This window comes from Nonomuraea sp. NPDC003709, from assembly GCF_040610775.1.
Classification (GTDB): Bacteria; Actinomycetota; Actinomycetes; order Streptosporangiales; family Streptosporangiaceae; genus Nonomuraea; species Nonomuraea angiospora_A.
On the sequence record NZ_JBEXMW010000039.1, the window covers coordinates 65384 to 83841 of the forward strand.

The 18458-nt window shown below is 72.1% G+C and carries 17 protein-coding genes; 10 read left to right on the forward strand and 7 right to left on the reverse strand.

Annotated elements, in window-relative coordinates; genetic code table 11:
• Positions 1–6 precede the first annotated feature (6 nt).
• Genes ABZX61_RS59740 through ABZX61_RS59755 form a run of 4 tightly spaced genes read left to right on the forward strand, consistent with a single transcriptional unit; the run spans position 7 to position 3800 of the window.
• The gene (locus ABZX61_RS59740; RefSeq protein ID WP_355210608.1) at positions 7–720 is read left to right on the forward strand and encodes a fibronectin type III domain-containing protein; all 714 of its coding nucleotides are present in this window, start codon (positions 7–9) and stop codon (positions 718–720) included.
• Between the two features lie 7 nt (positions 721–727).
• Positions 728–2038 carry an extracellular solute-binding protein gene (locus tag ABZX61_RS59745; RefSeq protein ID WP_355210611.1) on the forward strand — a complete coding sequence of 437 codons (1311 nt, stop codon included), beginning with the start codon at positions 728–730 and terminating at the stop codon, positions 2036–2038.
• Positions 2038–2973, forward strand: coding sequence for a sugar ABC transporter permease (locus ABZX61_RS59750; RefSeq protein ID WP_355210614.1), 936 nt, complete (start codon positions 2038–2040; stop codon positions 2971–2973). Before ABZX61_RS59745 ends, ABZX61_RS59750 begins: the two co-directional genes overlap by 1 nt.
• Positions 2970–3800, forward strand: a complete 831-nt coding sequence (locus ABZX61_RS59755) for a carbohydrate ABC transporter permease (protein WP_350742823.1) — start codon at positions 2970–2972, stop codon at positions 3798–3800. The genes ABZX61_RS59750 and ABZX61_RS59755 overlap by 4 nt, the downstream gene beginning before the upstream one ends.
• Here the strand turns inward: ABZX61_RS59755 and ABZX61_RS59760 are convergent.
• Complete coding sequence (locus tag ABZX61_RS59760) at positions 3775–5841, reverse strand: glycogen debranching N-terminal domain-containing protein (RefSeq protein WP_355210617.1); 2067 nt, start codon at positions 5839–5841, stop codon at positions 3775–3777. The two genes, ABZX61_RS59755 and ABZX61_RS59760, sit on opposite strands and share 26 nt — an antisense overlap.
• 162 nt (positions 5842–6003) lie before the next feature.
• Between ABZX61_RS59760 and ABZX61_RS59765 the strand changes: the two genes are divergently transcribed.
• From ABZX61_RS59765 to ABZX61_RS59785, 5 genes are read left to right on the forward strand one after another with little or no spacing between them, the layout of a single operon-like run.
• The gene (locus ABZX61_RS59765) at positions 6004–6987 is read left to right on the forward strand and encodes a LacI family DNA-binding transcriptional regulator (protein WP_355210620.1); all 984 of its coding nucleotides are present in this window, start codon (positions 6004–6006) and stop codon (positions 6985–6987) included.
• Between the two features lie 39 nt (positions 6988–7026).
• The gene (locus ABZX61_RS59770; RefSeq protein ID WP_355210623.1) at positions 7027–8277 is read left to right on the forward strand and encodes an extracellular solute-binding protein; all 1251 of its coding nucleotides are present in this window, start codon (positions 7027–7029) and stop codon (positions 8275–8277) included.
• Positions 8274–9299, forward strand: a complete 1026-nt coding sequence (locus tag ABZX61_RS59775; protein WP_355210626.1) for a sugar ABC transporter permease — start codon at positions 8274–8276, stop codon at positions 9297–9299. Before ABZX61_RS59770 ends, ABZX61_RS59775 begins: the two co-directional genes overlap by 4 nt.
• A complete protein-coding gene (locus tag ABZX61_RS59780; RefSeq protein WP_350742833.1) occupies positions 9292–10137 on the forward strand; it encodes a carbohydrate ABC transporter permease in 846 nt (281 codons plus the stop codon). Before ABZX61_RS59775 ends, ABZX61_RS59780 begins: the two co-directional genes overlap by 8 nt.
• 54 nt (positions 10138–10191) lie before the next feature.
• A complete protein-coding gene (locus tag ABZX61_RS59785; RefSeq protein ID WP_355210629.1) occupies positions 10192–11229 on the forward strand; it encodes a hypothetical protein in 1038 nt (345 codons plus the stop codon).
• Here the strand turns inward: ABZX61_RS59785 and ABZX61_RS59790 are convergent.
• Genes ABZX61_RS59790 through ABZX61_RS59810 form a run of 5 tightly spaced genes read right to left on the reverse strand, consistent with a single transcriptional unit; the run spans position 11226 to position 16194 of the window.
• A complete protein-coding gene (locus ABZX61_RS59790; protein WP_355210632.1) occupies positions 11226–12143 on the reverse strand; it encodes an NAD(+)/NADH kinase in 918 nt (305 codons plus the stop codon). The genes ABZX61_RS59785 and ABZX61_RS59790 overlap by 4 nt on opposite strands.
• 26 nt (positions 12144–12169) lie before the next feature.
• Positions 12170–13441 (reverse strand): MFS transporter, encoded by a 1272-nt coding sequence (locus ABZX61_RS59795; RefSeq protein ID WP_355210635.1) that lies wholly within the window; start codon positions 13439–13441, stop codon positions 12170–12172.
• A 28-nt stretch (positions 13442–13469) separates the two neighbouring features.
• Positions 13470–14282 carry a hypothetical protein gene (locus ABZX61_RS59800; RefSeq protein WP_355210638.1) on the reverse strand — a complete coding sequence of 271 codons (813 nt, stop codon included), beginning with the start codon at positions 14280–14282 and terminating at the stop codon, positions 13470–13472.
• Positions 14279–15319 (reverse strand): Gfo/Idh/MocA family oxidoreductase, encoded by a 1041-nt coding sequence (locus ABZX61_RS59805; protein ID WP_355210641.1) that lies wholly within the window; start codon positions 15317–15319, stop codon positions 14279–14281. Before ABZX61_RS59805 ends, ABZX61_RS59800 begins: the two co-directional genes overlap by 4 nt.
• Complete coding sequence (locus ABZX61_RS59810) at positions 15316–16194, reverse strand: sugar phosphate isomerase/epimerase (protein WP_355210644.1); 879 nt, start codon at positions 16192–16194, stop codon at positions 15316–15318. The genes ABZX61_RS59805 and ABZX61_RS59810 overlap by 4 nt, the downstream gene beginning before the upstream one ends.
• 172 nt (positions 16195–16366) lie before the next feature.
• Between ABZX61_RS59810 and ABZX61_RS59815 the strand changes: the two genes are divergently transcribed.
• A complete protein-coding gene (locus ABZX61_RS59815) occupies positions 16367–17005 on the forward strand; it encodes a TetR/AcrR family transcriptional regulator (protein ID WP_355210647.1) in 639 nt (212 codons plus the stop codon).
• A 51-nt stretch (positions 17006–17056) separates the two neighbouring features.
• Here ABZX61_RS59815 and ABZX61_RS59820 read toward each other — a convergent pair whose 3' ends face one another.
• The gene (locus tag ABZX61_RS59820; protein WP_355210650.1) at positions 17057–18352 is read right to left on the reverse strand and encodes an FG-GAP-like repeat-containing protein; all 1296 of its coding nucleotides are present in this window, start codon (positions 18350–18352) and stop codon (positions 17057–17059) included.
• Between the last annotated feature and the right edge of the window lie 106 nt (positions 18353–18458).

The following is an 18458-nucleotide window of genomic DNA, read 5'->3' on the forward strand; positions in this document are numbered from 1 at the left end:
GCCCGGATGGTGTTGGTGCTGATGGCGACGGTGGTCGCCGGGTGCGCGGCCCCGCAGCAGGAGCGGCCGCAGGATCCGGCGGTCCGGCTGGAGGCCGCGCTCGTGTCGCCGACCGACGTCGCGCTGCGCTGGCAGGGCGGTGATCCGGGCGCCGCCGGGCACGTGATCGAGTTCGCCACCGAGCCTCAGGGGCCGTACACGATCCTGGGTTTCCTGCCGCCGGAGCAGATCACGTACACCCATCCCGACCTGATGCCGCGCACCACGTTCCACTACCGGCTGCGGCCCTACTACGGCGCGGCCTCCGCGCCCGTCGACGTCACGCTCGGCGACGGCCCGTACCCGAAGCCCGGCCCCGGCTGGGCCGAGCCGCGCGTGATCCCGGGAGGGTCCCCCGGGAGCCGGCCGGTGGGCGGCGAAGGGGCCGCGCCCACCGGCCTGACGGCCACGGTGACGCAGGCCGACGGAGTCGCGTTCCGGTGGGCCGACCGGGCCCGCGACGAGGAGGGTTTCCTGCTGGAGGACCGGCCCGCCGGCCGACCCGACTACCGCGTGACCGCCGTGCTGGCGCCGGACGTCAACGCGTTCGGCCTGGTGACCCTGCCCGAGGAGCGGCACGCGTCGTACCGGGTGCGCGCCTTCCGCTACGGCCCGCCGTCGAACGTCGTCAGGCGGACGACCGGCGACGACCTCCCATCCCCCACCACCGGAGAAGACTGAGCTCACCATGAACAAGCTGTCCGCGGCCGGAGCGCTCGCGCTGGCCGTCACGTTGGCGCTGAGCGCCTGTTCGAGCGGCACGCCGAGCACGTCCGCCGCACCCTCCACCGGGTCCTCCGCCGGGTCCTCCGCCGGGGGCAAGCAGAAGGTCACCTTCCTCGTCTTCCCGTCGCCGAACCTGCCGGAGTCGTACTGGAAGGCCCAGGTCGCGCTGGTGACGAAGGCCAACCCCGACCTCGACGTGGAGCTCGTCGCCGCGCCGTCGGAGTCGGAGCGCAACGACTACGCCAAGCAGCTCGCCGCCTCGGGCCAGCTGCCGGACGTGCAGATCGGCATGCAGGACCTGATCGCGCTGGAGCCGAACCTGGCGACCTGGACCGAGCAGGAGCTCAAGGACTTCATCTGTCCGACCTGCGGTGCGGTCAACGGCAAGGTGCTGCAGCTGCCGGCCAACACCCAGACGATCCCGAACGTCTACTACAGCAAGAAGCTGTTCAAGAAGGCCGGGATCGAGGCGCCGCCGAAGACGTACGCCGAGCTGCTCGCCGACGCCGGCAAGCTCCAGGCCGCCGGGATCACGCCGTTCGTGAGCGGCGGGGTGTTCGTCACCTCCCAGCCGTGGACCGCCATCCTGGCCACCGACCTGTACGCCAGGACCCCCGACTGGATCGCCAAGCGGCGCGCAGGCCAGGTGACGTTCGCCGCCGACCCGGCCATGAAGGCGGCCACGCAGAAGTTCGCCGACCTGGCCGCCAAGGGCTACATCGACAAGCGGCAGATCGGCCAGGACTACCCGAAGACGCAGGAGGCGTTCCTGGGCGGCAAGGGCGCGATGTACCCGATGGGGAGCTGGTTCGCCGCCGCGGCCGACCAGTCGGAGATGAAGGACGACATCGGCGTGTTCGCCTGGCCGAGCGACGACGGGAGCCTGCATCTCCCGGCGTTCACCGGCGGCGGCCTGTCCGTCAGCGCCACGGCCAAGAACATGGCCGCGGCCAAGAAGTTCGCGCTGGCCTTCCAGCTCACCAAGGAGAACCTGGACGCCTCGGTCAAGGCCGACGCGCTCTTCCCCGCCGTCAAGGGCTACACGCCGCCGTCCACCACCGGCCCGGTCTTCAAGGCCGTGTACGACCTGTGGCAGCAGGCGCTCCGGCAGAACGCGACCGTCCCGGCGTTCAGCTGGGAGGCGGGCGACGCGGCGATGCTGCCCGGCATGCAGGGCAAGTTCTGGTCGACCGCGCAGGACCTGGTCAGCGGCAAGAAGACGACGGACCAGGCGCTGGCCTTCCTCGACACCGAATGGGAGAAGAGCGGCTGATGGCCGTCAGCACCACCCATCGCAGGCCCGGCACGCTCACCCGCCGTGGGAGCAGGCGGCCGGCGTGGCCGGGCCTGTGGCACTTCCTGACGTTCGCGGCGCCGGGCACGCTCGTCTACACGTGCCTGGTCCTGCTGCCGATCGCGATGAGCGTCGGCTACAGCCTCACCAACCAGGCGCTGCTCAGGCCGAACACGCAGTTCGTGGGCCTGCGCAACTACGCGCTGCTCCTGCGGGACGAGACGTTCCTGAACTCGCTGCGGGTCACCACGATCCTGACGCTGATCGTGGTCATCGTCCCGAACGTGCTCGGCGTGGCCGTCGCCGTCGTCCTCGACCGGCGCGGCTGGCTCTACAACGCGCTGCGCAGCGTCTTCTTCACGCCGATGGTGATCAGCTCGGTGGTCATCAGCGTGATCTGGACGCGCGTGCTCGCCGACGACGGGCCGGTCAACCAGGGACTGCGGGCCCTCGGCGTGGCCGAGCCGCCGGGCTGGCTGTCCGACCCGGACGTCGCGCTGTACTCGCTGGCGTCCATCGTCTGCTGGCAGATGCTCGGCTTCTGCGTGGTCGTCTACCTGGCCGGGCTGCAGGGCGTGCCGCAGGAGCTGGCCGAGGCGGCCGCGATCGACGGGGCGGGGCCGCTGCGCCGCTTCTGGAAGGTGACCTGGCCGCTGCTGGCGCCCGCGCTGACCATCAACACCGTCGTGCTGCTGATCTCGGCGTTCAAGATCTTCGACCACGTGAAGGTCATCACGAACGGCGGCCCGGGCACGGGCACGACGGCCAGCGTGGCGTTCGTCGTCCTCCAGGAGGGGTTCGTGGAGAACCGCACCGGTTACGCCTCCGCCGAGGCGGTCGTCATGCTCGTCGTCATCGCCGCCCTGTCGGTGGTCACGCTGCGGATCCTGCAGCGCAGGGAGGTCCAGCTATGACCGGATCCCGGCTGCCGTGGGTGCGCCCGCTGGTGGCGCTGGTCATCGGCGCGGTCTTCTTCATCCCCCTCTACATCGCGCTGATCAACGTCTTCAAGGCGAGCGGGCAGGTCTCCCGCGACACGATGTCGTTGCCCGATCCGTTCACCCTGGACAACCTCACCCGCGTGCTGACCGACCCCGACAGCCTCTTCTGGTCGTCGCTGCGCACCAGCGTCGTGGTCACGTCGCTGTCGATCGTCATCCTGACGCTGCTGTCGGCCATGCTGGGCCACTACCTGGCGCGGCACACCCAGTGGTGGTCGCGCGCGGTCATGGTGCTGCTGCTGTGCGGGCTGATGATCCCGCCGCAGGTCATCCTCATCCCGGTCACGCAGGTGCTGAAGTCGCTCGGGCTGATGTCCACGCTCCAGGGGCTCATCCTGTTCAACGTCGGCTACTACGTGCCGTTCGGGGTGTTCGTCTTCTCCGGGTTCATGAAGGGCATCCCGCGCGAGCTGGAGGAGGCGGCCGCGATCGACGGGGCGACGCGCTGGCAGACGTTCTGGCGCGTCGTCTTCCCCCTCCTGCGGCCGGCCACCGCGAGCGTGCTGATCTTCCTCGGGGTGTGGATCTGGAACGACTTCCTCAACCCGCTGATCATTTACGGCCCCCGCGAGGGCACCACGATCATGACGGGCGTGTACAAGTCGCTCGGCCAGTACGCGGCGGACTTCGGCGGCATGTTCGCGCTGATGTTCCTGGCCACGCTGCCGATCCTGGTCTTCTACCTGCTGCTGCAGAAGCAGTTCGTCAAGGGCCTCACGGGCGGAGCGACGAAGGGGTGACGGTCTCCTCCAGGCGGATGCCCGGGGGCAGGCCCTTGAGCGTGGCGGTGCCGTCGCGGTCCACCCGTACCTCGACCTCGGCGTCCGCCACGCGCAGCCCGGCGGTCAGCGCGCCCAGGGGCGCGCCGGACAGCGGGCGCAGCTCCACCCGGCCCGCCGGCACGTCGGGGTAGAGCCCGGTGGCCGCGTGGGCGATGACGACCGCGGCGGCGGCCGACCACGCCTGGGGGCGGCAGGAGGCCGGGTAGGCCACCGGGCGGCCCACCCGGTCCCGGGCGTCGCCCGCGAACAGCTCCGGCAGCCGGTAGCCGAACGACTCGGCCGCCTCCAGCAGCCCCTCGGCCAGGGTGGTGGCCTGCTCGTCGAAGCCCTCCCTGGCCAGACCGGCGATGACGATGGCCGTGTCGTGCGGCCAGACGGAGCCGCAGTGGTACGACAGCGGGCTGAACCCGCCCTCCTCCGACGACATCGTCCGCAGCCCGAACGCCTCGGCCATGCCGGGCGAGGCCAGCAGGCCGGCGACCCGGGCCGACTCCTCGCGCGAGAGCAGGCCGGTGCCGAGCAGGTGGCCGATGTTGCTGGTCAGGGAGTTCACGGGGCGCTTGTCGCGGTCGAGGGCGAGCGCCGGGAAGGGGCCCTGGGGTCCGTCGACCCAGAAGGCGGCGCGGAAGCGCTCGGCCAGCGCCCCGGCGTAGTCTCGCCATCGGCCGGCTCCCGGGAGGTCGAAGGCGTCCAGGAGGGCGGCCCCGTGCAGGGCGGCCTGGTGGGCGTAGCCCTGCACCTCCGCCAGCGCGATCGGCGGCTCGGCCTGGCGGCCGTCGTGGAAGCGCACCGAGTCGCCCGAGTCCTTCCAGCCCTGGTTGGCCAGGCCGCGCCCGCTGGAGTCGATGTACTCGAGGAACCCGTCCCCGTCGGGGTCGGCGTGGTCGGCGAGCCAGCCCAGCGCCGCCTGGAGGTTCGGCAGCAGCGCCCGCACCTCGGAGTCCGGCAGGCCCCAGCGCCACGCGTCGTGCAGCAGGCTGATCCAGAGCGGGGTGGCGTCGATGGTGCCGTAGTAGGCGGCGGGCAGCCGTCCGCCCTTGTCGTCCAGGTCGAAGGCGTCCCGGCGCAGCTCGTGCATGATCTTGCCCGGGGCCTCGCCGGAGTCCGGGTCGAGACGCCGGCCCTGGCGGCGGGCCAGGACGCGCAGGGTGCCCGCGGCCAGCCGGGTGCCGAGCGGGAGCAGCATGCGCGCCGCCCAGATGCTGTCCCTGCCGAAGAGGGTCAGGAACCAGGGCGCGCCGGCCGCGAGGAAGGTGTCACCGGGCTCGCCGGGCTCGGCCAGCCGCAGCGACCGCAGGTCTTCTAGCGACTGGTCCAGCAGCCTGGTGACGCGCCGGTCGGCCGCGGTGACGTGCGGCGGGATCCATTCGAGGGTCGCGGCGGGGGGCACGACGACCGCGGCGGGGTCCTCGACGGCGAGCTCCCAGCGCAGGGTGGCCCGGCCGCGGGGCGGCAGGCTCACCTCCCACCGCAGGCAGGCCCCGTCGCCCGCCGTCGCGTGGGCGCCGTGGCCGGTGACGGTGACGCGGGCGGTGTCGGCGTGCCAGGTCAGGCGTCCGTCCCCGGCCGCGCCCGCCGGTACGGGGGTGCCGGAGCGCCCCGACTTGACCGCCTCGACGGCCGCGAAGTCGCAGGCCAGCTCGACCGTGACGGTGGCCGTGACCGGCGACGACGCGGTGGAGACGATCTCCACCTGCTCGCCCATGCCGAACGGCGTCACCTCCCGCGAGCGCTCGATCCGGACCGTGGGGTCGATCGTGCGGTCGCCGAGCCAGCGGGCCAGGGACACGAACCGGGCCTGGCCGGCGGCCCCGGGCGCGTACCCGATGGACTCCGGCTCGCGCCCGTCCACGAGGAGCCGGGCCTGGGACAGCACCCGGCGGTCCGCGCAGAAGAGCCCCTGCACGCCGGCCTGACGGATCTGGCCGTCGGCGTCGCTCAGCGCGCTCGCCGGCGCCATGACGGTGCTGACCAGATCGTGCAGCAGCGGCTGAAGCACTACGTTTCCCCCTGAGGTCAGATCAATGATCACCCCGGGTCTTGACAGACGGACGCCGGGGGTGCAGATTTCGAAACACTCCGCTAACTTTGAACGATCAAATCATGCCTCACCGGACTTTGAACGTTCAACCCCCTCGAAAGGCGATTTATGGCGGAAAAGGTGACGATCACCGATGTGGCGAAGGCAGCAGGCGTGTCGCGCCAGACGGTGTCGAACACGCTCAACAGCCCGGAAGTGGTCCGAGAGGAGACCCGCAAGCACGTCCTCGAGGTGATCGAACGGCTCGGCTACCGCGCCAACCAGGCCGCCCGCCAGATGCGCACCGGCCGCTCCCGCCTGATCGCCATCGGCATCGAGCCCGACGGCGACGGGATCAGCGGCTCGTGGGCCGACCGCTTCCTGCACAGCCTGTCGGAGACGGCCGCGCAGGAGGGGTACCGGATCCTGCTCTACACCGCCGCGGACGACCACGCGGAGATCGCGACGTACGAGGACCTGCTCGGCGCGTACAAGCCGGACGCGTTCGTGCTGACCGGCACCCACCACGACGACCTGCGCGCGGCCTGGCTGCTGGAGCGCGGGCTGCCGTTCGTGGCGTTCGGCCGGCCCTGGAGCGACCTGCCCGACGCGCGCCATCCGTGGGTGGACGTGGACGGCGCCGCGGGCACCGAGGCCGCCACCCGCCACCTGCTGGGCGCCGGTCACCGCCGCATCGGCTTCATCGGCTGGCCGCCCGGCTCGGGCGTGGGCGACGACCGCCGCGAGGGCTGGGCGAGAACGCTGACCGGCCACGATCTGGGCGGGTTGCAGCGAGCGGTCGAGGACGGCATCGCGGCCGGGGAGAGCGCGGCCCGCGACCTGCTCGCCGCCGACCCCGGCGTGACCGCCCTGGTGTGCGCGAGCGACTCCCTCGCCCTCGGCGCGCTGCAGGCCCGCGAGCCCGGCCGCCCCGTCGCGGTGATCGGCTTCGACGACACGCCCGCCGCCAGGGCCGTCGGCCTCACCAGCGTCCACCAGCCGCTCGGCGAGGCCGCCGCGGCCTGCGTCGACCTGCTCGCCCGTGCCCTGGAGAGCCCCGACGCCGAGCCGCCGTCGGCGCACGTGCTGCTGCCCCCCTCTTTGACCATCCGCAAGTCCGCCTGACCTTTAACCCCCCACAACGCGAGAACAGGAACCACCCCGATGACGTCACGTAACCGCCGCGCCGCCGCGATCAGCGGCCTCGCCTGCGCCACGCTCGTTCTGTCGGCCTGCGGCAGCGGCTTCGACGACAAGCCGAGCCAGGCCCCCCAGCAGAGCGGCGGCCAGGTCAACCTGCAGATTCTCATCGGCTCCTCCGGCGAGGCGGAGACCGCGGCCGTCAAGCAGGCCGCCCAGACCTGGGCCTCCTCGGCGGGCGCGGCCGCGACGGTGACGCCCGCGCAGGACCTCGCCCAGCAGCTCGGCCAGGCCTTCGCCGGTGACAGCCCTCCGGACGTGTTCTACGTGGACGCCTCCCGCTTCGCCGACTACGCCAGCGTCGGCGCCCTGGAGCCGTACGGCGACAAGATCAGCCAGCCCGACGACTTCTACCCCTCCCTGCGCACGGCGTTCACCCGTGACGGCAAGCTCTACTGCGCGCCCAAGGACTTCTCCACCCTCGCGCTGATCGTCAACAAGGACCTGTGGTCCAAGGCCGGGCTCACCGACGCCGACGTGCCGACCACCTGGGAGCAGCTCACCTCGGTCGCCGAGAAGCTCAAGTCGAAGGACGTCACCCCGCTGGCGATCGGCCCGACCCGCGACCGCGTCGGCGCGTTCATGGTGCAGGCCGGCGGCTGGCTGACCAGCCCCGACGGCAAGCAGGCCACCGCCGACAGCCCGCAGAACCTCGCGGCCCTCGAGTACGTGCGCTCGCTGGTGTCGGCCAAGCTGGCCCGCTACCCCGACCAGCTCGACGCGGGCTGGGGCGGCGAGGCGTTCGGCAAGGGCAAGGCCGCCATGACCATCGAGGGCAACTGGATCAAGGGCGCGCTCAAGGCGGACTTCCCCGACGTCAAGTACTCGGTCCACGAGCTGCCGGCCGGCCCCAAGGGCAAGGGCACGCTGTCGTTCACGAACTGCTGGGGCATCTCCGCCAAGAGCAAGCACAAGGAGCAGGCCATCTCGTTCGTCGAGGCGATGACCAAGGCCGACCAGCAGATGACCTTCGCCAAGGCGTTCGGCGTCATGCCCTCGCGCCAGTCCGCCAAGACCGCCTACACCGCCGAGTTCCCCGACGACGGCCCCTTCGTCAACGGCGCCGACTACGCCCAGGGCCCCGTGAACGCCCCCAAGATGGACAGCGTCCTTACCGACTTCGACACCGGGCTGCAGCAGCTGGCCACCACCGCGCCCAAGACGCTGCTCCAGCGGACGCAGAAGAACATCCAGGCCGCGCTCGGCACGTCATGACCATCAGCAAGACTCGTGAGCACCTGGCGGGCTGGCTCTTCGTGGCCCCCGTCGTGGTGATCCTGGGCCTGTTCATGCTGGCGCCGATCCTCATGGCGCTGTGGGTGAGCCTGACCGACTGGAACGGGCAGGGCAGCCCGTTCCGGGGCAGCGTGCCGTTCGTCGGCGTGGACAACTACACCCGCCTGTTCACCGAGGATGGGCTGGCCAGGCAGGACTTCATGACGAGCGTCCGCAACAACGTCTACTACGTGGCCATCGTGGTCCCGTTGCAGACCGTGCTGGCGCTCGGCCTGGCCCTGGTCGTCAACAGCCGGCTGCTGAAGGGCCGGACGTTCTTCCGCGCCGCGTTCTTCTTCCCGTCGGTGACCAGCTCGGTGGCGATCAGCGTGGTGTTCCTGTTCGTGTTCGCCAACTCCGGCGCGGTCAACGCCCTGCTGGGGATGTTCGGCGTCGACGGGCCCCAGTGGTTCGCCGACTCGCGCGGGGTGCTGCACCTGCTGCTCGGGTCCGTCGGCCTGGTCGATCCGGCGGCCCCGCCGGAGGCGCTGACCTCCGGCGGGCCGTTCGGGCTGTCGTGGTGGGAGTGGCTGTCCGGGCCCAGCGTGGCGATGACGACCATCATCGCGCTGGTCGTCTGGACCACGTCGGGGACGTTCATGCTCATGTTCCTGGCGGCGCTGCAGGACATCCCGGTGTCGCTGGAGGAGGCCGCCATGCTGGACGGGGCGGGCCGCCGCCAGGTCTTCCGGCGCGTGACGCTGCCGCTGCTCAAGCCGACCATGTTCCTGGTGCTCACGCTGGGGCTGATCTCGACGTGGCAGGTCTTCGACCAGGTGTACGTGATGAGCCAGGGCAATCCCGCCAAGACCACCCTGACGCCGGCGTTCCTGTCGTACCAGACGGCCTTCCGCAGTTTCGAGTACGGCTCGGGCACCGCGATCTCGTTCGTGCTGTTCGCCATCATCGTGGTGCTGACCCTGGTCCAGCGCTGGGTGATGAGAGAGAGGCGTCATGCGTAAGGACAACGCGCGGTCGCTGGCCTCCACGTTCGCCGGCTACTGCATCCTGATCTTCTTCGCGCTCGTCTTCCTCTACCCGTTCGTCATCCAGATCGCCGCCTCCTTCAAGACCGAGTCGGACGCGGCGGCGCATCCCCTGTCGCCCATCCCCGACCCGGTGACGCTGGGCGGCTACGAGAAGGTGTTCCTCAACACCGACCTGCCGCTGTGGCTGGGCAACTCGTTGCTGGTGACCGTGGTCATCACGGTCGGGCGCGTGCTGCTCGACTCCATGGCCGGGTACGCGCTGGCGCGGCTGCGCTTCCCGGGGCGGCGGGCGATCTTCTCGACGATCATCGCGATGCTGGCGGTGCCGGGCGTGGTGCTGTTCATCCCGAAGTTCCTGGTGCTGAACCAGTTCGGCATGTACGACAGCTACACCGCGCTGATCCTGCCGGTGATCGCGGACGCGGCCGGGGTGTTCATCATGAAGCAGTTCTTCGAGTCGCTGCCGGTCAGCGTCGAGGAGGCGGCGAAGGTGGACGGGGCGGGCGTCTTCCGCACGTACTGGTCGATCGTGCTGCCGATGGCCCGGCCCGCGCTGCTCACGCTCACCATCATCTCCTTCCAGGGCTCCTGGAACGAGTTCGCGCACACGCTGGTGGCGGTGCAGAACCCCGAGCTGTTCACGCTGCCGCGAGGGCTGGCCGACCTGGTGAGCGGGTCGCTGGGCAAGGGCACGCAGTATCCGCTCAAGCTGGGGGCCGCGCTGATGGCGACCATTCCGGTGGCGGTGGTGTTCGTGATCTTCCAGCGGTACTTCGTGCGCGGCGCGAACGAGGGCTCCGACAAGGGCTGAGCGTTCCTCTGGACGTCAGCGGATGTTCAGAAGCACCCCCTAGATTCCGGTCACGTGAAAGTCGATGACAGATCTTCCCTGCTCACCCGTCGTTCCCTCCTTGCCGGCGCGCTCTCCGGAGCGGGCCTCGCCGTCCTGGGCGGCACCGCCGCCCAGGCGGCCACGCTCGGGAGGGCACCCCGGGTTCTGATCGCCACGAACGAGCCGTGGGGCACCTACCACGTGGCCCCGCTGCTCCCGGAGGCGCGGCGGCGCGGGTGGGAGATCACGCAGCTGGTGCCCGACCTGACGGGGATCAAGCCGGGCGACCCGGTGCCGGTCGCGACGCCGGACCGCGTTCCGGACGCCGACCTGCTCGTCGTGACGGGCGCCGGAGACTGGCCGGCGGAGTGCGCCGCCCGGTTCCGGAGCCTGCCGCTGGTCGCGAGCTCGCTGGCGTACCAGCTGCCGGTCGAGGCGCCCCGCGCGAAGGAGTTCCGCGACCGGCTCAGGGCGATCACCGCGTCCTCGCCGGCCGAGGCCAAGGTGTTCGACGACTACCTGGGCACGCGCCGCCCGATCACGGTCGTCGGCACCCCGCAGACCGACGACCTGCCCAGGCACGCGCCCGAGCCCGGCACCGTCCTGGTGCTCACCAGCGTGACCAAGTCCAGCAGCACGGGCGGCTCGGCCCCCGGCACCGAGCTGCTGCTGGCGGCGGCCGATCGGCTGGCGGCGGCGGGCAAGCACATCCTCGTGGGACTGCACCCCCGCGAGGACCGCTCGCTCTGGGAGAAGTACGAGATCAGCTCCGTGCCGTCGGTCCAGGCCTCGGCCAGGGCCGAGGCCGCCATCGGCATCCCGGGCACCGTCTTCCCGGTGGTCGCGGCCGTGGGCGTCCCGCTGGTGGGCTGCACGGACCCGGGTCTGAACATCCCCGCCTACCTGCTGAGCGTCTGCTCCCACACGATCACCACCGCGGACGAGGCCGTGACCGCCGTGGCGGGGGCCGAGCCGGTGTCGCGGGAGGTGCTGTACGAGGCCGTCGGCCCCATCGGCGGCTCGGCCCGCCGGCTGCTGAAGGCGTGGCGGAAGGCCGGCGTCCGGGTCTAGCGGGTCATCGTCTGGCGCAGCCGCTCGGCCTGCTCGCGCAGGGGTTGCGGGATCAGCTCGACGAGCTGGTCCGGCCTGAGCGGCAGGTCGAGCAGGCTGAGCTTGATCCGCTTGCGCTGGGCGTAGGTGTCGGCGTCGAACCGTACGACGTCCACCGCGTCCGTACGCAGCCGCGCGGACAGCTCGGCTCCGGGCCGGAGCTGCCTGGCGGGGGTGCCGTCCACGGAGAAGAGCAGCGTCATGTCGTCCGACGGGTTGCGCAGCACGATGTGGTCGTCCTTGCCGAGGATGACCGAGCGGCTGATGCCGGACATCGGGGCCACCGGGGTCAGGGCGACGGCCTCGGTGGACGGGGAGATGATGGGGCCGCCGGCCGCGTGGTTGTAGGCCGTCGAGCCGGTCGGGGTGCAGACGATCACCGCGTCCGCGCGGTAATAACCGTGCCTCAGGCCGTTGACCTCGAGGTCGAGGGTCAGGCTGGACAGCGGATCGGCGGCGGTGACCACGATGTCGTTGAACGCGGTGTGGTCGTCGGCCTCCAGGCAGCTGTGCGGTTCGAGGGTGTAGTGGCCCTCGGCCAGGCGGTCGAGGGCCGGCTCCAGCTCCGACGGGGTCACCTCAATGAGGAAGCCCAGGTGCCCGTGGTTGACGCCGAGCACCGGCACCTGGCGGCCGACCACCAGGCGCATCGCGCCCAGCATGGTGCCGTCGCCGCCCAGGCTGATCACTCTGGTCACCCGCTCGACGAAGTCCTCGGGCGTGACGATCTCGACCTCCGGCCCCACTCGCCCGGCGTCGCACCGCCGGGCGATGACCACGCCTCCGGCGCGCCGCGCGTGCCGGAGGATCAGCCGTACGGAGTCCTGCACCGGCCGGTCGGGGTGCACCACCAGCCCAAGAGTGAAGTGCTTCACGTGGTGCCCCCTACCCAGCGATGCGGTCAGCGGACCTTTCGGATAGGAATCACCGTCAGGGCGCCGAGCACGGCGAACACCAGGGCGGCCGTGAAGGCGGCGGGATAGTTGTCGGTGCCGCCGCCGATGGTGAGGAAGAGCGGGGCGATCAGCGGGGCCAGCGACTGGGGCAGCGAGTTGGCGATCTGGAAGACGGCCAGGTCCTTGGCCGCGTTGTCGGGGTTGGGCAGGACCCGCACGACCAGCGCGATGTCGACGGCCATGTACGCCCCGGTTCCCAGGCCCAGGATCAGCGAGCCGACCAGGTACTGGGGGTAGGTGGTGGTGAAGCCGAGGGTCAGCAGGCCCACCCCCATGATCAGGGACGCCACCAGCACGAAGACCTTCCTGCGTCCCAGCCGGTCGGACAGCCAGCCGCCGATCGTGGCCGTGACCAGCGAGCCGCAGGTGAAGACGAGCGTGGCGGTGAAGACCAGCGACACGGCCTCGGTGGGGCTGTAGCCGAGGCGGTCGGTGATGACGTAGAAGCCGAACGTCAGCTTGAACGCGTTCCCGGTGAAGATCAGGAAGCGGCCGGCGAAGGCCCACCCGAAGTCGCGGTGGGCGAAGGGGTTGACCCACAGGCTGCGCAGCAGGTCGAGGGGGCGGAACGGGCCGAGCGCGGCCCGGTCGGCGGGACGGTCGGGCAGGAACGCGATCAGCAGCCCGAGCGCGACGAACGCGAAGACCCCCGGCAGCAGGAACATGAGGAACGTGCTGCCGGCGACGGACGTGGTGATGAACGTGCCGGCCAGGATGCCGACATTGCTCATCAGGCCGATGACGCCGGAGACCCGTCCGCGCTGCCGCTCCGGTATGTGGTCGGGGTTGATGGCGTTGAGCGCGGCCTGGGCGGCGTTGTAGCCGGCCTGGGTGACGCACCAGCCGAGCAGGATGGTGGGGACGTTCTGCGCGAGCGCCATGATGAGCAGCCCCGCCGCCCCCGCGAGGGCGCCGCCCGCCAGCCACGGACGGCGGCGGCCGAAGCGGCTGGTGGTGCGGTCGGAGAGGTTGCCCCAGATGGGGGTGATGGCCATGGACAGGAACGCGCCCACGGACAGGATGAGCCCGAGGCTGGCGGCCTTGGTGTCGGGGGCGACGGCGCCGACCTTGACCGAGAGGGTCACGGTGATCGGGGTCAGCAGGGCGGCCCAGAGGCCGAGCTGGCCGAAGGCGTACAGGGCGATGAGGCGGGTGCTCGCGGGGGCGGCCGGCGCGTCGTGCGGGCCGGTCGCGGCCGGGGTCGGGAGAGCGGTCACGGGGACCTCCGGAGGTGGAGCAGGGGGGTCAGTTGTGGAGCAGGTCGAGGTCGTCGGCGAGGTCGTGCAGCGAATACGGCGGGGCCGCGCCATCGGTGACGGCGGCGTGCAGGTGACGCCAGGCGGCGCGGTAGGCGCTCTCGTACAGGGTGGGCAGCAGGCGTTCGCCGTCCGCGTCGGTGCGGGCGACGGTGGCCGGGCGGGCCGTCGCGGGATCGGGGAACGAGAGCCGCCACTGGACGGCGGGCCCCAGCACGTCCAGCCGCGCCCGCCGGGTGCCCAGGCCGGAGACGGCCGCGGCGAGGTGCACGGGCACGTCGCCGACGTGGGCCCGCGCGAGGTGCCCGTGGACGTCGGCCTGGATCACCTCGACGGCCCGGGCGGGGCCGATCGCGGTACGCAGCAGGGCGAGCTGGTCGAGCAGGACGTCCGGCGGCGAGCTCCCGGCCGGGACCGTCGCGGTCACCTCGATGAGCGAGGCGTCCTCGGCGTCCAGGGCTCCGGCGAGGGCCGCGACCGCCGGATCGAGCGCCCACGGCCCGGCCACGACGACGGGGACCCCGGCCGCGGCCGCACGTCCGGCGAGCTCCCGCACGTCCGCGACACCGCCCGCGGCGACCCCGGCGAGCAGGATGCCGGTGGGCCGGGCGTCCAGGGCGGCGCTCAGGGCGGTCAGGGTCGGCACGGCCGTGACCGTGCCAGTGATTGGGCCGGTGGTCGGGCCGCCGGGGGTGGCGGGGCGGAAGTACTTGGGCAGCGAGGCCAGGGTGGCGTGAACGGCGGGGTGGTCGGTGCTCCCGGCGAGGGAGACGGGCAGCGGTTCGAGGGTGGTGCTGGTCATGCGGCGGTTCCTTGGAGCAGCAGGTCGGCGGCGCGTTCCGCGAGGTCCAGCGCGTAGGCCAGGTCGTCGACGAGGTCGGACGCGGCGTAGCGGAGCGGTTCGGCGCCGGTGGCCAGGGCGGCGAGGTGCTGCCACTCGCCTGTGTAGCCGTTGTCGGGGTGGGGGCCGAAGGTGTGCAGCCCGGTGGGGGTGCGAAGCTCCGCGGTGGCCGAGCCGGCGCGCACGTACGACGGGGTGAAGTCGAGCCGCAGCTCGCCGCCGTCCCCCCACACCTCGAAGCTCCACTCCTCCCGCCAGCCGCGGTGCAGGTAGCCGATGAGCTCGGCCGTCCGCCCGCCGCCCTGGAAGGTCAGGACGTAGCCGAACGGGCTGAGCGGCCGGGCGACGTCCACGCGCTCGACGCGCGGCAGGAAGCGCCGTACCAGCGGGAGGTTGTGGATGGCCAGGCCGAGAACGGCTCCCCGGATGGACGCCGCCCGCACCGCCGGGTCCGACGGGTCGCCGGCGCGGACCGGGAAGACCGGTTCGGCGTGCAGCTGGGTCGCCAGCGTCTCGAAGCGGGCGTTGGGCGGGAGCACGATGCGCGAGCGGATCCGGCGGGCGGTGGCGGGCAGGTCGGCCCAGTGCCGCTCGGCGGCCAGCCACGCCGGGTCGTAGGTGTGCATGGCGCCGACCACGATCGGGACACCGGTGTCCTGTGCCGCCTTGGCGATGCCGCGGGCGGCGTCCAGGGTCGTGGCCAGCGGCTTCTCCACCAGGACCGCCTTCTTCCCCGCCGCGCAGGCGGCCTCGGCCTGCTCGGCGTGGAAGGCGTGCGGGCTGCACACGGCGACGATCTCTACAGCGGGGTCGGCGAGCAGTTCCTCGACGGAGGTGCCGTGGGCGGCCCCGGCGCGGGCGGCGACCGCCGCCGCGGTGCCCTCGTCCACGTCCATGACGCGGGCCACGTGCAGCCGGTCGGACAGCCCGGCGACGGCGGGGAGGTGGATGGCCTGGGTGACCGGGCCCGCTCCGATGAATCCGACGCCGACGGTCATCGACGCTCCTCTGCGGTGGTGAGGTGTTCGGTGACCCACTGGCGCGACAGGAGCGCGCTGTCCTTGGGGGTGCCGTGGTCGGGTACGTCGACCTCGACCACCAGCCACCCGCCGAAGCCCGCGGGCAGCGCGGCGAGCGCTCCTTCGAGATCCACGTCGCCCTGACCCGGCTCGGTCCACAGGTGGCGGGCCACGGTGGCCTCCCGGTAGTCCGCGCCCGCCTCGCGGGCCTGCCGGGCGACGGCGGTGTGGACGTCCTTGAGGTGGACCGCGCCGACCCGGTCGCGGTAGCGGGTGATCAGTTCGGCCGGATCCGCGCCCGCCCAGTGCAGGTGGCCGGTGTCGGGCCCGAAGGAGAGCAGTTCCGGGGCGATGGCGTCCAGGACCGCGCGGGTCTCCTCCTCGGTCTCGATCCAGGTGCCGACGTGCGGATGCAGGCACGGGCGCAGCCCCTCGCCGGTGATGATCTCGCAGGTCCGGGCGAGGTTCTCGATGACGGTGGCGAGCCTGCCCGGGTCGTACGCGGCGCCGGTCGCGGGTGCGGCGAGCCGTTCCGGGGTGAGGGCCGAGGCGATGAACACCTCGGTCATGCCGAGCGCGGCCTGCGTTCCCGCGTGACGCCTGGCGTGTTCGAGGAGGCCGGGCATCGCCTCGGGGTTCTCGTACGTGCCCTGGAAGTAGCCGGGCGCGGGGGCGAGTCCGTACTCGCCGAGGAGGGCCAGGTAGGCGGCCGCCGAGGTGCCTTCGGGCACGTCGGCCTGGACGGCGGTGAAGCCCGCCTCGGCGATCTCGGCGAAGGCGGTGCGCAGGGTGGGGACGTCCAGCATGAAACCGGACGGCCCGAGCAGCCAGGGTAGCGGGTTGATGCCGATCATCTCGGGGTCCTTCCAAGGGCGCGAGCATGTGGCGTCGCGCCTGCTCCAGGGCGTAACGGAGCCCATCGGGGAAATGTGATCGAGTGTTAACCTTTGGGACTCAAAACGTAAACGCCTGATAGCTTTTGACGCAAGAGGTTGATCCGAAGATTTTCCGTGGGAGGCTCAGAGGGTGGCGAACGTCGGCGGGACCCCGCGCGGCCCGTACCGGAGCGGCATCAAGCGCCGCGAGCAGATCGTCAGCGCCGCCGCCAAGGCCTTCGGCGAGCGCGGCTACAACGGGGCGTCCATGCGGCAGATCGCCGCGGACGTGGGCGTCTCACCGGCGGCCCTGCTCCGCCATTTCCAGGACAAGGAGGAGCTGCTCGCCGCGGTGCTCGAATGGTGGGCGCGGGAGACCGCCGCGCTCCGGCACGAACGGCGCGACGGGCTGTCGGCCTTCGACGACCTGCGCGACCTCATGACGTACCACACCCACCACCGGGGCCTGCTCGAGCTGTTCATCCACCTCACGGGCGAGGCATCCAACGAGAAGCACCCGGCGCGCGCCTTCATCCAGGACCGCTACACGGGCATCGTGAACATGCTGGTCAAACGTCTGCTCGCGACGGCGGAGACGGGAGAGATCCCGCCGTTGACCGACGCGCAGGCCGAGGCCGAGGTACGCGCGCTCTGCGCCACCATGGACGGCCTGGAGATCCAGTGGCTGCTCGACCCCACCGTGGACCTGGTCGGCCTCTTCGACTTCCACCTCGACCACACGCTGGCGCGATGGAGGAGCGGCGCGTACGCGCCGGTCACGGCCTCCTGAGCCCGCGCAGTCGACGGCGGGTCCTGAAGCGTCACCCCGATGCCGGGGGGTTCAGCGGGGCGGCAGGTCGAAGCGGGTCAGCACGCTCCTGCCGTCCGTCACCATGACGTCGAGGAGGTCGTCGCCGGCGGCGAGGACCAGCTCGTCGTCCCCGTCGCCGTCGTAGTCGCCCGCCGCCAGCGGCGCGCCGCGGACCAGGCCGCTGATGCCGCCACCGGCGCGCAGGCCGCCGGGGCCGCCCCAGAACATCCGGACCGGCTCACGCCCGTCGCGCGCCCCGCCGAAGGCGAGGTCGTCACGACCGTCGCCGTCGAAGTCGCCGGCGACCGCCGAGCCCCTGCCGCCCTTGAACGTCCGGGTGCGGCCGTCGCCGTAGTAGACGGTCAGCGTCCTGTCGACGTCGGGCGCCTCGGTCTCGGTGCCGGGCTCGTCGTTGCGGCTGCCGTCGTCGCCGACCGCCAGGTCCCTGGCGCCGTCGCCGTCGAAGTCGCCGAACGTGGCCGCCATGCCCTTGCCCAGCCTGCGCCCCGTCTTCGCCAGGCCGTCCGGACCGCCGTTCAGCAGCCACCCGGAGGTCTGCTCGCCGTCGTCGCCCTCGAACACGACCAGCCCGGTCGCGTGCCGCCCGTCGATCTCGTCGACGGTCATCCGCCAGAAGTCGCTACCCGTGGGCGAGGGCTGGACGGTCTGGCGGCTCGGCACGCCCGCGCGGCTGAACGGGCCGTACATCACGACCAGGTTGGAGCCGCCTCGGTTGTCGTCGGCGGACATCGCCACGTCGGCGGCGCCGTCCCCGTCGAAGTCGCCGGCGACGGAGCGGAACGTCGCCGTGGTGGTCTTGACGGGCGGCGGCACCGGGGTCGGGAGCGTTCCGGTGTCGATGCCGTCCGGGCCGCCCCAGAAGATGTGCGGGCTCATCGTCTCGTCGCGATCACCTGGCCGCCCGTAACCCAGGATGTCGCCGAAGCCGTCCCCGTCGAGGTCGGCTCGGATGCCCGGGTCGATCTGCCAGGCGTAGAACGTCCGCGACGGCACGATCGCCGGCCTGCCGGTGCGCAGCCCCCGGGGCGAGCCGTAGACGACCGCGAGGAAGCGCAGGCCCGGTCGGAGCAGCTCGGCGTAGACGAGCAGGTCCGCACGGCCGTCGCCGTTGACGTCGTCGGGAAGCCCGCCGGCCTTGGCCGAACGCCGCGCGGGGGTCGGCGCGGGGGTCGGGGTGGCGGTCGGCGTCGGGGCCGGGGTGGACGCCGACGGCGACTGACCGGCGGGGCTGGGCGCAGGCCGGACGCCGCCGCATCCGGCGAGCAGGAGGACCAACGCCGGCCAGATCATCACCCTTCGCGGCACAGGCACCGAGCTTAGTGCGCGACCCTGCCGAGCGCCGGGTTTCCGCCACCCGCTTTCCGCCACCCGCGCCCGCGCCGCCGGGCCTTCTCGCGGCGTCGCAGGACGC